The organism is Kitasatospora sp. NPDC059327 (assembly GCF_042752535.1).
GTDB lineage: Bacteria > Actinomycetota > Actinomycetes > Streptomycetales > Streptomycetaceae > Kitasatospora.
In genome coordinates this window covers 69,267-85,083 of sequence record NZ_JBHYYB010000036.1, presented here as the reverse complement: position 1 = coordinate 85,083, position 15,817 = coordinate 69,267, and the positions used below count along the sequence as shown (strand labels likewise).

Here is a 15,817-nt window from a genome sequence, read left to right as displayed (position 1 = left end):
TAACCCCGGGCCTTGGGGGCCTCATTTCGGTTCTCAACAAAAACCAGTTACACCCCCCGGGGCGGGGGCCCGGGGGCCCCCCCCCCCCCCGCCGGGCCGCTGCCCCGCCTCTCCCTGCCCTGCCCCGCCTTCCCCGCGCCCGTCAGGCGGCGACCAGCACCCCGGCCGGCTCCAGGGCCAGCTTCAGCACCTCCCGCACGTCCGCGACCGGGTGGACGGTGAGCCGCTCCAGCACCTCGGCCGGGACGTCGTCCAGGTCGGCCTCGTTGCGCTTGGGGATGATCACCGTGGTGACCCCGGCCCGGTCCGCGGCGAGCAGCTTCTGCTTCACCCCGCCGATCGGCAGCACCCGCCCGGTCAGCGACACCTCGCCCGTCATCGCCACGTCCGTGCGCACCCGGCGCCCGGAGAGCAGCGACGCCAGCGCCGCGGTCATGGTGATGCCGGCGCTGGGCCCGTCCTTGGGGACGGCCCCGGCGGGGACGTGCAGGTGCACGCCCCGGTCGCGCAGCGAGGTGACCGGCAGCTCCAGCTCGGCGCCCCGCGAGCGCAGGTAGGAGAGCGCGATGTGCGCGGACTCCTTCATCACGTCACCCAGCTGCCCGGTGAGGGTGAGCCCGGTGCCGCCCGTCTCGGCGTCCGCCAGCGAGGCCTCGATGAACAGGACGTCGCCGCCGGCGCCCGTCACCGCCAGGCCGGTCGCCACCCCGGGGACGGCGGTGCGCCGCTCGGCCGGCTCCTGGGCGGCCTCCGGGACGTGGTGCGGCCGGCCGATCAGCGCGCGCAGGTCCCCCGCGGCGATCGCCGCGGGCAGCTCGCGCTCGCCCAGCTCGGACTGGGCGGCGACCTTGCGCAGCACCCGGGCGATCGAGCGCTCCAGATTGCGGACGCCGGCCTCGCGGGTGTACTCGCCGGCGAGCCTGCGCAGCGCGTCCTCCTCGACCGCCACCTCCTCGCCCTTCAGTCCGGCCCGCTCCAACTGGCGCGGGAGCAGGTGGTCCCGGGCGATGACGACCTTCTCGTCCTCGGTGTAGCCGTCCAGCCGGACCAGCTCCATCCGGTCGAGCAGCGCCTCGGGGATCGCCTCCAACACGTTGGCGGTGGCGAGGAAGACCACGTCCGAGAGGTCCAGCTCGACCTCCAGGTAGTGGTCCCGGAAGGTGTGGTTCTGCGCCGGGTCCAGCACCTCCAGCAGGGCGGCCGCCGGGTCACCCCGGTAGTCGGAGCCGACCTTGTCGATCTCGTCGAGCAGGATGACCGGGTTCATCGAGCCGGCCTCCTTGACGGCGCGCACCAGGCGGCCGGGGAGCGCGCCGACGTAGGTGCGCCGGTGGCCGCGGATCTCCGCCTCGTCCCGGACGCCGCCGAGCGCCACCCGGACGAAGGTGCGACCCATCGCCCGGGCCACCGACTCGCCCAGCGAGGTCTTGCCGACGCCGGGCGGCCCGACCAGGGCCAGCACCGCGCCGCCGCGGCGGCCGCCGACCAGCCCGAGCCCCTGGTCGGCCCGGCGCTTGCGGACCGCGAGGTACTCGACGATTCGGTCCTTGACGTCCCCCAGGCCGGCGTGGTCCGCGTCCAGCACCGCACGGGCGCCGGCGATGTCGTAGGCGTCCTCGGTGCGCTCGTTCCAGGGCAGCTCCAGGACGGTGTCCAGCCAGGTGCGGATCCAGGAGCCCTCGGGCGACTGCTCGGACGCCCGCTCCAGCTTGTCGACCTCCTTGAGCGCGGCCTCGCGGACCTTCTCCGGCAGGTCGGCGGCCTCGACCCGGGCGCGGTAGTCGCCCTCCTCGTCGGCCGGGTCGCCGTTCAGCTCGGCCAGCTCCTTGCGGACGGCCTCCAGCTGGCGCCGGAGCAGGAACTCCTTCTGCTGCTTGGCCACGCCCTCCTCGACGTCCTTGCGGATGGTGTCGTTGACCTCCTCCTCGGCGAGGTGGTCGCGCAGCAGCGTCAGGGCGTACTCCAGGCGGGCCACCTGGTCGGCCTCCAGCAGCACCTTGAGCTTCTGCTCGGCGGTGGCGAAGGACGCGTAGCCGATGTTGTCGGCCAGCTCGCCGACGCCCTCGATCTGGGCCACCCGGTCGACGATCTGCCAGGCGCCGCGCTGGCGCAGCCACTGGGTGGAGAGCGCCTTGTACTCCCGGACCAGCTCGGCGGCGCGGCCCGCCACCGGCGTGCCCACCGAGGACTCCCGGAACGGCGTGGTCTCCACCCAGAGCGCGGCGCCCGGCCCGGTGGTGCCGACGCCGATCCGGACCCGGCGCACGGCGCGGACCAGCGCCGCGGGCTGGCCCACCCCGTTGGGGCCGTCGGCCAGCCGGCCGACCTGCTCGACGGTGGCGAGGGTGCCGACCGCCGCGTACGAGCCGTCCACCCGCGGCACCAGCAGCACCTGGGGCTTGGCGGCGTCGCCGGCCGCGGCCCGCGCGGCCTCGACGGCGGCCCGCACCTCGGTGTCCTTCAGATCCAGCGGAACGACCATGCCCGGGAGCACGACCTCGTCGTCGAGCGGCAGTACGGGCAGGGTGAGCGGTGTGGACGTCGATGCCATGATCTCTCCCCAGTCAGCGAAGTTGAGCTGACCTGACTAAGGTTTCACGGCCACCGAATGTTCCCCCCGTCATGTTCGCCATGAGCGAACAAGGAAGGCCCCGGGGAAGCCCGTCAAAAACGCCCGGCCGCACCCCGGGCCACCGCCGGGAGCTACGCCCGGTCCAGCACCGCGGCCGGCCCGCCGGAGGTCTGCGCCGAGCCCGGGGGGCCGGCCGGGGCCGCCTCGGAACGCCGCCACCGGCGGCCGGGTCCGCGCCGGAGCCAGGGCCAGAGCGCCACCCCGGTCAGCAGCGCCGCCGGGTGGCCGATGCCGGTGACCAGGTCCCGGTCGCCCACGATCTGCTCGGCGATCAGGAGCGCGGCGGAGCCGAGCGCCGGCAGTCGCCCGCGCGGCGACAGCAGTCCGGCCAGCGCGCCGAGACTGACCAGCACGCCGTAACTGACGCCGATGTCCAGGAAGTCCAGCGCCTCCGACTCCATCCGGCCGGTCGCCACCGCGGCGATCACCACCGACTGGGAGAGCACCGTCGCGGTGACGTGCCCGATCGCGAAGACCGCCGCGGCGCGGGCGGCGCCCACCCGGCGCTCCAGCGGCGCGACGGTGAAGGCGAAGGCCCAGAGGTACGGCATCCAGATCGTCCCGGCCACCCAGAACCCGCTGAACAGCAGCGCGCGCAGCGGATGGTGCACCAGGTTGTGCCCGTCCGAACTGGAGGCCTCCTGCAGCCGGAGCACCAACCCCGGGTCGGCCAGCTTGGCGAAGGTCGTGGTGGCGCCGACCACGGCGAGGTACCCGAGCGCGAAGGGGTTGCGCCGGGGCGTCGGCACCCGGGCGAGCACCCACTCGACCACCCCGGTCCGCAGGCCGAGGCGCAGCATCCCGTACGGCGGCCCGGGACACGGTCCGCTCCGCGCAGCACTCCCGCGCAGCTCCGCCATGCCGCCTCCGCTCCAGACCCGCCGCTCCGGCCCCCGTCCGGTGCTCAACGTACCGGCGCACGCCGGAAATCCCACCTTTGCGACTTGTCGTGACCACGGTACGTCGGGCTCCTGGGAGCCAGCTGGGAATACCCCGTGAACATCGCGCGGCCCGGGATCCCGGGATTGGTACAGACCTGCACTCCGTCTACGCACGAGTACGGGCTCTGACCGGCGGCTTGGTGTCAACTGGAGTGCATACGTACCGTTACCGAGTGAAAAATCGCCGGGTAAGGTACTGGCCCGTGCCCACTTCCGAGTGGGCCCGACGGGCGGCCCGACGGCCGGCCCACGGGCCGGAAACGTCCGGTCCACCTGCCGGGAAGCACTCGTTGTCCGTACGCTGCGAAGTGTGCGGGAAAGGCGGGCAGTCCACACCTGTCCTCCGCTTCCGCACGCGCTACGGGACGGCGGACCCGGCACAGTCCACGACGGAACAAGACTACGAGCGGAGCCTCGCCATCCCCACAGGTGGCCGGCCCGCAGCCCTGGGGGCGGTGGCGTGACCGTGACAGAAATTCAGCAGGACAACCAGAACAGCGGCGGCACGGTGAGCAGCCAGCGCAGAGTGCTGGTGGTGGAGGACGAGCCCACGATCGCCGAGTCGATCGCGGCCCGGCTGGGCGCGGAGGGCTTCAAGGTCGCCGTGGCCCACGACGGACCGGGCGCGGTCGACGGCTTCCACACCTGGCAGCCCGACCTGGTCGTGCTCGACATCATGCTGCCCGGCTTCGACGGCCTGGAGGTGTGCCGCCGGATCCAGGCCCAACGCCCGGTGCCGGTCCTGATGCTGACCGCGCGCGACGACGAGACGGACCTCCTGGTCGGCCTCGGCGTGGGCGCCGACGACTACATGACCAAGCCGTTCTCCATGCGGGAGTTGGCGGCCCGGGTCAACGTGCTGCTGCGCCGCGTCGAGCGCGCCCAGCAGGCGGCCCGCACACCGGCCCTCGGCTCGCTGCGCTTCGGCGAGTTGGAGATCGACCACGTGCAGCGCCGGGTCCGGCTGGCCTCGGGCGACGTCCACCTGACGCCGACCGAGTTCGACCTGCTCGCCTGCCTGGCCGCGCAACCGCGCGCGGTGCTCACCCGTGAGCAACTGCTGGCCGAGGTCTGGGACTGGACGGACGCGTCCGGCACCCGCACCGTGGACAGCCACGTCAAGGCGCTGCGCCGGAAGATCGGCGCCAGCTGGATCCGTACCGTCCACGGGGTCGGCTACGCGCTGGAGGCCCCGCTCTCCTAGCGGCGCCTCGGGCACCGGGCCTCCGGGGGGCCCGTGTCCCGAACCGCCGCGCGGACCCGCGGGGATCACAGGGGACCAATGACCTTTCCACAGCAACGCAACGGCGACGCCGACGGCGCCCACCGGCCCACGCTGGCCGCCCGCGCCGCCCACCGGGTCTGGGCCGACATCCGGCCGCTCGACCCGGTCCGCTCGATCAAGGGCAAACTCGCCCTCCTGGTGATCGTCTCGGTCTTCCTCGCCACCGGCATGGTCGTGGTGGCGATCCGCTCCGAGACGCAGATCCGGATCATCATGGTCTTCTCCATGATCGCTTCACTGCTGTTCATGCAGTTCCTCGCGCACGGGCTGACGGCCCCGCTGCGCGACATGACCGCGGCGGCCCGCGCGATGGCCTCCGGCGACTACAGCCGCCGGGTCGAGGTGAACTCCCGCGACGAGATCGGCGAACTGGCGGCCACCTTCAACCAGATGGCGGCCGATCTGGAGGCCGCCGACCGGCACCGCCGCGAGCTGGTCGCCAACGTCTCCCACGAGCTGCGCACGCCCATCGCCGCGCTGCGCGCCGTGCTGGAGAACGTGGTCGACGGCGTGGTCCAGCCGAACCCGGCGACCCTGGGCGCCGCGCTGGAACAGACCGAGCGGCTCGGCCGGCTGGTCACCCACCTGCTCGACCTCTCCAAGATCAACGACGGTGTGGTCGACCTGGACGCCCGCCCCTTCGAGGTGCGCGAGTTCCTGGACGGCGTGCTGCGCGGGGTCACCGTGGACGGCGCGACGGCCGGCGGGGCCTTCTCCCGGCGCGGCGACGTCCGGCTGGCCCTGGAGGTCAGCCCGGTCGGTCTGACCGGCGTGGCGGACCCGGAGCGGCTCCACCAGGTGGTCGCCAACCTGGTCGACAACGCCTGCAAGCACTCCCCGCCCGGCGGCACCGTGACGGTCCGGGCCCGGCCGGGCGGCGAACCCGGCGCGCTGCTGCTGGAGGTCGAGGACCAGGGGCCGGGCATCCCGGCGGCCGACCGCACCCGGGTCTTCGAACGGTTCAGCCGCAGCGGCACCGCCACCGCCCAGGGGCCCGGCTCCGACGGCGGCACCGGCCTGGGGCTGGCCATCGCCCGCTGGGCGGTGGACCTGCACGGCGGGCGGATCGAGGTCGCGGAGGCCGCGCCCGGCTGCCGGATCGAGGTCCGGCTGCCCGGCCCCCGGTAGGGCCTCCCGGAACCCCGGGGGGGGGGCCCCGCGGCCGGGCCCCGCGCACGCTCCCGGGGCGGTGACCCGCGCACGCTGTCCCCGCGGCGCACGGACTTCGCCCGCATGTCACAGAAGCGACACAGACGTGGAGGACGACCCAGAAGCCCCCGAGCTGTTATTTGTCCGTTTTCGTCCGGATATGGTAGCTGATCGGAAGTGATCGGTTCCCCTCCGAGGCGGCTTTCTAACGCACATTTTCAGCCAACCTGCAGGTCAGGACTGTGATCTGGGCGACGCCTGAGCCCTGGGGACTGCGCGATCACTGGTCAGGGGCGTAGCCTTAATCCCCGCTGTCCAAACATCCCAAAAGGAAGCGGAAGAGGGCGGTTGCCGCCGTGTCGCCACAGTCCCAAGAAACCCCCAACAGCTCGGCAAGCTCCACTGGCTTCGGCCCCAATGAGTGGCTCGTCGACGAGATCTACCAGCAGTACCTCCAGGACCCGAACTCGGTCGACCGAGCCTGGTGGGACTTTTTCGCCGACTACAAGCCCGGTACCGAGGTGACCCCAGTGACCCAGGCCGCGACCCAGGTCGGCCCCACGCCGACCCCCGTTGCCGCCCCCGCGCCCGCCGCTGCTGCTCCGGCCGCACCCGCCCCCGCCGCACCGGCCGCGCCCGCGCCCGTTGCCGCGGCCCCGGCGCCCGCGCCCCTCGCCGCAGCCCCTGCCGCGCCCCCGGCCCCGAAGGCCGCCGCCGCGGCGCCGGCCACGCCCGCCGAGACCGGCGGCCCCGAGCTGGTGCAGCTCCGCGGCCCGTCGAAGGCGGTGGCGACCAACATGGACGCCTCGCTGGAGGTGCCGACGGCGACCTCCGTGCGCGCCGTGCCGGCCAAGCTGTTGATCGACAACCGCATCGTCATCAACAACCACCTGCAGCGCGCCCGCGGTGGCAAGGTCTCCTTCACCCACCTGATCGGCTACGCCCTGGTCCAGGCCATCAAGGCCTCGCCGGGCATGAACCACAGCTACCAGGTGAAGGACGGCAAGTCCTACCTGGTCAAGCCCGAGCACGTGAACCTGGGCCTGGCCATCGACCTGGTGAAGCCGAACGGCGACCGCCAGCTCGTGGTCGCGGCGATCAAGAAGGCCGAGACGCTCGACTTCTTCGGCTTCTGGCAGGCCTACGAGGACATCGTCCGCCGGGCCCGCGCCAACAAGCTGACCATGGACGACTTCACCGGCGTCACGGTCTCGCTGACCAACCCGGGCGGCATCGGCACCGTGCACTCCGTGCCGCGCCTGATGCAGAACCAGGGCACCATCGTCGGCGTCGGCGCCATGGAGTACCCGGCCGAGTTCCAGGGCTCCGCCCCGGAGACGCTGTCCCGGCTCGGTGTCTCGAAGATCATGACGCTGACCTCGACCTACGACCACCGCGTCATCCAGGGCGCGGCGTCGGGCGAGTTCCTGCGCGAGATCCACCGGCTGCTGCTGGGCGAGAACGGCTTCTACGACGAGATCTTCGAGTCGCTGCGGATCCCGTACGAGCCGGTCCGCTGGGCCACCGACGTGGCCACCACGCACGACGACGAGGTCAACAAGACCGCGCGCGTCATCGAGCTGATCCACTCCTACCGGGTCCGCGGCCACCTGATGGCCGACACCGACCCGCTGGAGTACAAGCAGCGCAAGCACCCCGACCTGGACGTCACCACCCACGGCCTCACCCTGTGGGACCTGGAGCGCGAGTTCGCGGTCGGCGGCTTCGGCGGCCAGCGGATGATGAAGCTCCGCGACATCCTCGGTCTGCTGCGCAACACGTACTGCCGCACGGTCGGCATCGAGTACATGCACATCCAGGACCCGACGCAGCGCAAGTGGCTGCAGGAGCGCCTGGAGAAGCCGTACACCAAGCCGGAGCGCGAGGAGCAGCTGCGCATCCTGCGCCGGCTGAACTCGGCCGAGGCCTTCGAGACCTTCCTGCAGACCAAGTACGTCGGGCAGAAGCGCTTCTCGCTGGAGGGCGGCGAGTCCCTCATCCCGCTGCTGGACGCGACCATCGACTCGGCGGCCGAGCACCGCCTGGACGAGGCCGTCATCGGCATGGCCCACCGCGGCCGCCTCAACGTGCTGGCCAACATCGTCGGCAAGCCGTACGGCAAGATCTTCGGCGAGTTCGAGGGCAACCTCGACCCGAAGTCGATGCACGGCTCCGGCGACGTGAAGTACCACCTCGGCTCCGAGGGCACCTTCACCGGCCTGGACGGCGAGACCATCAAGGTCTCGCTCGCCGCGAACCCCTCCCACCTGGAGGCCGTGGACCCGGTCGTCGAGGGCATCGCCCGCGCCAAGCAGGACATCCTGGACCAGGGCGGCACCACCTTCCCGGTGCTGCCGATCCAGATCCACGGCGACGCGGCCTTCGCCGGCCAGGGCGTCGTCGCGGAGACCCTGAACATGTCGCAGCTGCGCGGCTACCGCACCGGCGGCACCGTGCACGTCGTGGTGAACAACCAGGTCGGCTTCACCGCCGCCCCGGCGTCCTCGCGCTCCTCGATGTACTGCACCGACGTGGCCCGGATGATCGAGGCCCCGATCTTCCACGTGAACGGCGACGACCCGGAGGCCGTGGTCCGCGTCGCGCGGCTCGCCTTCGAGTTCCGCCAGGCGTTCCACAAGGACGTCGTGATCGACCTCATCTGCTACCGCCGCCGCGGTCACAACGAGGCCGACAACCCGTCGTTCACCCAGCCGCTGATGTACGACCTGATCGACAAGAAGCGCTCGGTGCGCAAGCTGTACACCGAGGGCCTGATCGGTCGCGGCGACATCACCATGGAAGAGGCGGAGCAGGCGCTCCAGGACTTCCAGGGCCAGCTGGAGAAGGTCTTCGCCGAGGTCCGCGACGCCGCCCAGGCGCCGGCGCCGGCCGCCAACGGCAAGCCGCAGGCCGACTTCCCGGTCAACATCCAGACCGGCATCTCCCAGGAGATGGTCAAGCGGATCGCCGCCTCGCAGGTCAACCTGCCGGACTGGCTGACCGTCCACCCGCGCCTGCTGCCGCAGCTGCAGCGCCGCGCCGCCTCGGTCGAGGACAACACCATCGACTGGGCGATGGGCGAGACCCTCGCCATCGGCTCGCTGCTGATGGAGGGCCACCCGGTCCGGCTGGCCGGCCAGGACAGCCGCCGCGGCACCTTCGGCCAGCGCCACGCGGTGCTGATCGACCGGGTCTCCGGCGAGGACTACACCCCGCTGCTGTACCTGACCGAGGACCAGGCCCGCTACACCGTGTACGACAGCCTGCTGTCCGAGTACGCGGCGATGGGCTTCGAGTACGGCTACTCGCTGACCCGCCCGAACTCGCTGGTCATGTGGGAGGCGCAGTTCGGCGACTTCGTCAACGGCGCCCAGACCGTGGTGGACGAGTACATCGCGTCCGCCGAGCAGAAGTGGGGCCAGCACTCCGGCGTCACCCTGCTGCTGCCGCACGGCTACGAGGGCCAGGGCCCGGACCACTCGTCCGCCCGCCCGGAGCGCTTCCTGCAGCTGTGCGCGCAGAACAACATGACGGTCGCCATGCCGACCCTGCCGTCGAACTACTTCCACCTGCTGCGCTGGCAGGCGCACAACCCGCACCACAAGCCGCTGGTCGTCTTCACCCCGAAGTCGATGCTGCGTCTGAAGGCCGCGGCGAGTGCCACCGAGGAGTTCCTGTCCGGCTCGTTCCGCCCGGTCATCGGTGACACCACCGTCGACCCGGCGAACGTCCGCAAGGTCGTCATCACGGCGGGCAAGTTCTACTACGACGTCGCGGCGGCCCGCAGCGAGCGCGGGGTCACCGACACCGCGATCGTCCGGGTCGAGCGGCTCTACCCGCTGCCGGTGGCCGAGCTCCAGGAGGAGCTGGCCCGCTACGGCGACGACGTCCAGTTCGTCTGGGCGCAGGAGGAGCCGGCCAACCAGGGTGCCTGGCCGTTCATCGCGATGAACCTGGTCGACCACCTCCAGGTCGTCGTCGGCCGCAGTGCCAACGGCTCGCGGCTGCGTCGCGTCGCCCGCACGGCCTCCTCGGCCCCCGCGGTCGGCTCGGCCAAGCGTCACGGCGCCGAGCAGCAGGCCCTGCTGGAGGAGATCTTCACCATCTGAGCCCGCTCCGACTCCGGTCGGGCTCGAACGGCCCCGGGCCGCCCCATGACGCCGCGCCAAGGTCGCAGCTCTGCAACCAAACGGCCACCGACCTGCGAGCACACCTGACGGATCGATAGGTTGTGCCTCGCCGGACCGACGCCCGGGCGCCCGTCGACGCGCCCGCGGCCGGACGGACGGACCTCACCGCTCTCCCAGGGGGATCACCGCATGACCGCCGACACACCACGGGACGCCACGCCCTCGCCGCTCCCGCCGGTCTTCCAGCCGCTGCACCCGGACGACCCCCGCGAGGTCGGCGGCTACCGGCTCTTCGCCCGCCTCGGCGCCGGCGGCATGGGCCGGGTCTACCTGTCGTACACCCCGGGCGGCCGCCCGGTGGCGCTCAAGGTGGTCCGCCCGGAGTTCGCCGAGGACGGAGAGTTCCGCCGCCGCTTCGCCCAGGAGGTCAGCAACGCCCAGCGGATCCACGGGCTCTACACCGCCCAGGTGATCGACTCCGGCGGTCTGGACTCCGACGCCCCCTGGCTGGTCACGGCGTACGTGCCGGGCCCGTCGCTGCAGCAGGTGGTCCGCGAGAACGGCGCGCTGCCGGTGCGCACCGTGCTGCTGCTGATCGGCGGCATCGCCGAGGCGCTGCAGGCCATCCACAGCGTCGAGGTGGTGCACCGCGACCTCAAGCCGGCCAACGTGCTGGTGGCCGGCGACGGCCCGCGCGTGATCGACTTCGGCATCGCCCGGGCCGCCGACGCCACCGCGCTGACCGGGACGGGCTACCGGATCGGCTCGCCCGCCTTCATGTCCCCGGAGCAGGCCCAGGGCCGCCCGGTCACCCCGGCCACCGACGTCTTCGCGCTCGGCGCGCTGGCCGCGTACGTCGCCGGCGGCACCGCGCCGTTCGGCGACGGCCCCGACACCGCCGTGCTCTACCGGGTGGTGCACGAGCCGGCCGACCTGGACGCCGTCCCGGTCGACCTGCGCGAGCTGATCACGCGCTGCCTGGCGAAGTCCCCCGAGGACCGCCCGAAGCCCGCCGAGATCATCGAGATCGCCCGCAACCACCCGTCGGTCGGCGGGCAGCTGCGGTTCGCCGACGACTGGCTGCCCCGCCAGGTCAACACCGAGATCACCCGCCGCTCGGACCTGCCCAGGACCCCGCCGACCCCGCTGCCGGCCGCGCCGGCCACGGCACCGACACCGCCCCCGAGCGGCCCGCCCACGATTCCGCCACCGCCGCTCGCGCAGCCGGCCCGCCCGGCCACCGCGCCCTCCTTCGGCGCTCCGGACTTCGGCACGCCCCGCCCGCAGCCGGTCGCCCCGCCGCCCGGCTTCGCCCCGCCGCCGATCGGCGCGTACGGCCCCCCGCAGCCCGGCTACGAGGCGCCCACCGCACCGGTGCTGCCCTCGCCGCCGACCGTGCGGCTGCGCCAGGAGCCGCCGTCCTACGACACCCCGCCGCCCGGCCCGGTGGTGACGGACACCCCCGCGCCCGCTCCGGAGCCCCGGCGCAAGGGCGTCTCCTGGAAGGCCCTGCTGGTGGTCGCCCTGGTGATGGCCCTCGGCGGCACCGCGGGCGGTGTGCTGCTGGTCAAGCAGCTGGACAAGAAGACCGACGACAAGGCCAACAGCGCCTCGTCGGGCGGCTCTGCCCCGGCCCCCGCCCCGACCTCGCCCGTGCCGACCACCGCGACCGACACCCCGACCCCGGCGAGCGGCACGCCCAGCACCTCCTCGGGCAAGGTGACGGCCGCACCGTCGACCTCGGCCGGCGGGGTGACCGCGCCGTCCCGGCCCGCCGGATACACGCCGCTGCTCGACAAGAAGCCGCTGGCCGTCCCCGGCACCGAGGCCTACTACGACTCCTACCGGATCGACCTGGACGGCGGGACGGTCGTGCCGCGCGGCACCGACCTCAAGTGGGGCCTGGGCGTGACCGCCACCGGCAGCAGCAGCAAGGCCAACGCCTTCGTCGCCGCCGGCGACAGCAAGTCGGACTTCGCGGTGATCACCGAGCCGAGCGTGACGCCCGACCAGTGCGCCGCCGCGATCGATTCGCGGCCCGACACCGACCTGTCCTTCAACCGGGTCTCGCCCGGGCGGCTGCTCTGCATCCGCGACCGGGTCACCCGCAACATCGGGATCGCCGTGGTGGAGGTCTCCGACGTCACCACCGGCACCGTCAAGATCACCCTGAGCACCTGGCGGGCCGCCTAGGGCCGCGCCGGACCCGGCACCGCCCGGACTATCCTGACCAGGTCGAATCCCCACCGGACCGGAGCGAACCGTGTACTTCACCGACCGCGGCATCGAGGAGCTGGCGAACCGGCGCGGCGACGAGGAGGTCACCTTCGAGTGGCTGGCCGAGCGCCTGCGCGAGTTCGTCGACCTCAACCCGGACTTCGAGATCCCGGTCGAGCGGCTGGCCACCTGGCTGGCCCGGCTCGACGACGAGGACGACGAGTGACGCGGTAGGCCGTACAGGAAGGGCCCGGGAGGCAGCGGTCTCCCGGGCCCTTCGCGCACCCCGGCCCGTAGGGGACGCCTCGGGGGCCGGTCCGGGTCCGGTCAGGGTCGGGCTCGGGGGCCGGACCGCTTGACTTCGCCGTCACGCGATATATCGTCTTTCACAGGAGACGCGATACATCGCGAGTCGTAACGGGAGGCGGCAGACATGAGCCAGTGGACGGTCGAGGGTCCTGACAGGATCACCATCGACGGGGAGGTCGACACCCTCCACGTCCGGATCGTCGGGGGCGCCGTGAACGTGGTGGCCACCGAGGGCCCGGCCCGGCTGGAGGTCACCGAGCTGGAGGGCGAGCCGCTGCACGTCACGCTCGCCGACGGGGTCCTGACGGTCACCTACAAGGACCTCAGCTGGAGCGAGTTCGGCGAGTCGGTCAAGTCGGTGCAGTCGATCAAGTCGTTCTTCGGCGGCCTGCGGCGCACCCGCCGGGCCGTGGTCTCGCTGGCCGTGCCGGCCGGCGCCAAGGTCAAGGCGGGCACCGTGTCGGCCCACGCCACCGTCTCCGGCATCACCTCGCCGGTCTCGGTGCACAGCGCCGGCGGTGACGCCACCCTGGTCGGGCTGACCGGCCGGACGGACGTCAACACCGTCTCCGGGGACGTCGACGCCCAGTCGGTCTCCGGCGACCTCAAGGTCAACACCGCCTCCGGGCAGGTCACCCTGCTGGCCGGCGCCTCCGACAACGTGCAGGTCCACTCGGTCAACGGGGACGTCACCCTGGACCTCGACGTGGCCACCCCGTCGGAGATCAAGGTCACCACGGTGAGCGGCTCGGTCGGCGTCCGGCTGCCCTCGCTGGTCGACACCAACGTCGAGGCCGGCACCAACAGCGGCGACGTCACCAGCACCTTCGAGCAGCTCAAGGTCGGCGGCTCCTGGGGGGCCAAGCGGCTCTCCGGCAAGCTCGGCTCCGGCCAGGGGAACCTGGTCGTGACCACCGTCTCCGGCGCGGTCACCGTGCTGCGCCGGCCGGAGACCGAGGACGACGGCCCGGTGATCATCAAGGAACTCCCGGCCGGCCCGGACCTCGGCAAGGGCCCCGACCTCAGCAAGGAGGTCTGAGATGACCCCCGTCTTCGGCCACGGCCGGCTCCGCCTCTACCTGCTGAAGCTGCTCGACGAGGCGCCGCGCCACGGCTACGAGGTCATCCGCCTCCTGGAGGAGCGCTTCCAGGGTCTGTACGCGCCCTCGGCCGGGACGGTCTACCCGCGCCTCGCCAAGCTGGAGCAGGAGGGCCTGGTGACGCACAGCACCGAGGGCGGCCGCAAGGTCTACCGGCTCACCGACGCCGGCCGGAGCGAGCTGGCGACCCGCCAGGGCGAGCTGGACGAGCTGGAGCTGGAGATCCGCGACTCGGTGGCCCAGCTCGCCGGGGCGATCCGCGAGGACGTCCGGGACAGCGCCAAGAGCCTGCGCGAGGAGCTGTGGGGCGCGGCGAAGCAGGCGCCCCGGCCGGAAGGCGCCGAGAGCGGGGACCCGTGGGCCGGCCCCTGGGGCGACAAGGACGCCTGGCAGCGCGCCAAGGACGAGTTCACCCAGTTCAAGAAGCACGCCAAGGAGCAGGCCAAGCGCGCCAAGGAGCAGGAGAAGGCGGCCAAGGCCAAGGCGAAGGCCGCCGAGGACGAGGCCCGCCGGCTGCGCGAGCAGTCCCGGGCGGCCCGGACGGCGGCCCAGCAGGAGGCGCTGCGGATCAAGCGCCGGGTCGAGCAGCAGGTCCGCGACCACGCGGCGCGGGGCGACTGGCCCACCGGGCTGGCCGAGGGGCTCTCCGAGCTCACCAAGGGCCTGGCCGGGCTGGCCGACGCGGCCCGCTGGGGCCACCCGGCGGCGGACGCCGACGCGCCCGCCGAGAAGGTCACCGTGACCCGGATCGACCTGGACAAGGACGAGCCGGCCGGTGCCCCGGCCGACCTGCCGCCGTGGGCGGCGACCGACCCGGCCGGCGATCCGGCCCGGGAGCTGGAGCGGCTGCTCGACCGGTTCCGGGACCAGGTCAGGGACGCGGCCCGGGACGGCGGGGTGACGGCCGAACGGCTGGCCGAGGCCCGCTCGGTGCTGGGCGCGGCCGGCGAGCGGCTGCGGCGGCTGCTGGGCTGAGCGCCCCGCCGGCGCGGGCCGGTGCCGACGGCCGTGGGCCGGCGCTCCTCCGGGAGCGCCGGCCGGCGGCGTTCAGGGGGTGAGCACGATCTTCCCGAAGACATCGCCCTTGGCCAGCCGGGCGAAGCCCTCGCGGGCCTCGGCGAGCGGCAGCACCGAGTCGATCACCGGTCGGACGCCGGTGGTGGCACAGAGCGAGAGCAGTCCGGCCAGCTCCTCCTTGGTGCCCATGGTCGAGCCGACCACCTTGAGCTCCAGGAAGAAGATCCGGTTCAGCTCGGCGGTCTTCGGGTTGGGGCCGGAGGTGGCCCCCGAGATGACCACGGTGCCGCCCGGCCGCAGCGACTTCACCGAGTGCGCCCAGGTCGCGGCGCCGACCGTCTCCATCACCGCGTCCACCCGCTCGGGCAGCCGGGCCCCGCTCTCGAAGGCGGCGTCGGCGCCGAGCTCGACGGCGCGGGCGCGCTTGGCCTCGTCCCGGCCGGTGACCCAGACCCGCAGTCCGGCGGCCTTGCCGAGGACGATCAGGGCGGTCGCCACACCGCCGCCGGCGCCCTGCACCAGGACGGTGTCCCCGGGCTTCACCCCGGCGTTGGTGAAGAGCATCCGGTAGGCCGTCAGCCAGGCGGTGGGCAGGCATGCGGCCTGCTCGAAGCTGATCCCGGCCGGCTTGGGCAGCAGGTTCCAGGTGGGCACCGCCACCCGCTGGGCGAAGGTGCCCTGGTAGCGCTCGGTGAGGATCGAGCGCGGCTCGTCCGGTCCCACCCCGTGGCCGCTCTGGCCGATCACCGAGTGGACGACCACCTCGTTCCCGTGCTCGTCGACGCCGGCGGCGTCGCAGCCCAGGATCATCGGGAGCTTCTCGGCGGGCAGACCGACCCCGCGCAGCGACCAGAGGTCGTGGTGGTTCAGGCTGGCGGCCCGGACCGTGACCACGCTCCACCCGGGGCGCGCCTGCGGTTCGGGGAGTTCGCCCAGATCCAGCCCGCTCAGCGGGTCGTCGGCGTCGATTCGTGCGGCGTAGGCAGCAAACATGGTCCGGACGATAGCCCCGACGGGCGGGGCCCGGAACCACGCGT

Annotated in this window: 10 protein-coding genes; 7 read left to right on the top strand and 3 right to left on the bottom strand. The window is 73.0% G+C overall.

From position 1 onward, the window contains the following. Positions 1-142 precede the first annotated feature (142 nt). Positions 143-2,551 carry an endopeptidase La gene (gene lon / locus ACFXHB_RS22565; protein WP_380576389.1) on the bottom strand — a complete coding sequence of 803 codons (2,409 nt, stop codon included), beginning with the start codon at positions 2,549-2,551 and terminating at the stop codon, positions 143-145. Between the two features lie 152 nt (positions 2,552-2,703). Beyond that, entirely contained in the window at positions 2,704-3,492 is a 789-nt protein-coding gene (locus tag ACFXHB_RS22560; RefSeq protein WP_380576388.1) for a rhomboid-like protein, read from the bottom strand. A 547-nt stretch (positions 3,493-4,039) separates the two neighbouring features. Here ACFXHB_RS22560 and ACFXHB_RS22555 point away from each other — a divergent pair. From ACFXHB_RS22555 to ACFXHB_RS22525, 7 genes are all read left to right on the top strand, one after another. Further along, positions 4,040-4,777 (top strand): response regulator transcription factor, encoded by a 738-nt coding sequence (locus tag ACFXHB_RS22555; protein WP_209411241.1) that lies wholly within the window; start codon positions 4,040-4,042, stop codon positions 4,775-4,777. A 78-nt stretch (positions 4,778-4,855) separates the two neighbouring features. Then, positions 4,856-5,986 carry a sensor histidine kinase gene (locus ACFXHB_RS22550; protein WP_380576387.1) on the top strand — a complete coding sequence of 377 codons (1,131 nt, stop codon included), beginning with the start codon at positions 4,856-4,858 and terminating at the stop codon, positions 5,984-5,986. A gap of 377 nt (positions 5,987-6,363) precedes the next feature. Further along, a complete protein-coding gene (locus tag ACFXHB_RS22545; protein WP_380576386.1) occupies positions 6,364-10,116 on the top strand; it encodes a multifunctional oxoglutarate decarboxylase/oxoglutarate dehydrogenase thiamine pyrophosphate-binding subunit/dihydrolipoyllysine-residue succinyltransferase subunit in 3,753 nt (1,250 codons plus the stop codon). A 210-nt stretch (positions 10,117-10,326) separates the two neighbouring features. After that, the gene (locus ACFXHB_RS22540) at positions 10,327-12,330 is read left to right on the top strand and encodes a serine/threonine-protein kinase (protein ID WP_380576385.1); all 2,004 of its coding nucleotides are present in this window, start codon (positions 10,327-10,329) and stop codon (positions 12,328-12,330) included. Between the two features lie 70 nt (positions 12,331-12,400). Further along, positions 12,401-12,580: a DUF6104 family protein gene (locus tag ACFXHB_RS22535; RefSeq protein WP_380576384.1), complete on the top strand. Its 180-nt coding sequence runs from the start codon at positions 12,401-12,403 to the stop codon at positions 12,578-12,580. Between the two features lie 207 nt (positions 12,581-12,787). Further along, positions 12,788-13,702 carry a DUF4097 domain-containing protein gene (locus tag ACFXHB_RS22530; protein ID WP_380576383.1) on the top strand — a complete coding sequence of 305 codons (915 nt, stop codon included), beginning with the start codon at positions 12,788-12,790 and terminating at the stop codon, positions 13,700-13,702. Position 13,703: 1 nt separating this feature from the next. Then, positions 13,704-14,738, top strand: coding sequence for a PadR family transcriptional regulator (locus ACFXHB_RS22525; RefSeq protein ID WP_380576382.1), 1,035 nt, complete (start codon positions 13,704-13,706; stop codon positions 14,736-14,738). Positions 14,739-14,810: 72 nt separating this feature from the next. On the opposite strand, the gene ACFXHB_RS22520 is transcribed toward ACFXHB_RS22525, so the two are convergent. Further along, entirely contained in the window at positions 14,811-15,773 is a 963-nt protein-coding gene (locus ACFXHB_RS22520) for a zinc-binding dehydrogenase (protein WP_380576381.1), read from the bottom strand. Between the last annotated feature and the right edge of the window lie 44 nt (positions 15,774-15,817).

Coding starts and splice junctions, on each gene's coding strand:
- lon (WP_380576389.1), bottom strand. CDS start 2,551: ATGGCATCGACGTCCACACCGCTCACCCTGCCCGTACTGCCGCTCGAC.
- ACFXHB_RS22560 (WP_380576388.1), bottom strand. CDS start 3,492: ATGGCGGAGCTGCGCGGGAGTGCTGCGCGGAGCGGACCGTGTCCCGGG.
- ACFXHB_RS22550 (WP_380576387.1), top strand. CDS start 4,856: ATGACCTTTCCACAGCAACGCAACGGCGACGCCGACGGCGCCCACCGG.
- ACFXHB_RS22540 (WP_380576385.1), top strand. CDS start 10,327: ATGACCGCCGACACACCACGGGACGCCACGCCCTCGCCGCTCCCGCCG.
- ACFXHB_RS22530 (WP_380576383.1), top strand. CDS start 12,788: ATGAGCCAGTGGACGGTCGAGGGTCCTGACAGGATCACCATCGACGGG.
- ACFXHB_RS22525 (WP_380576382.1), top strand. CDS start 13,704: ATGACCCCCGTCTTCGGCCACGGCCGGCTCCGCCTCTACCTGCTGAAG.
- ACFXHB_RS22520 (WP_380576381.1), bottom strand. CDS start 15,773: ATGTTTGCTGCCTACGCCGCACGAATCGACGCCGACGACCCGCTGAGC.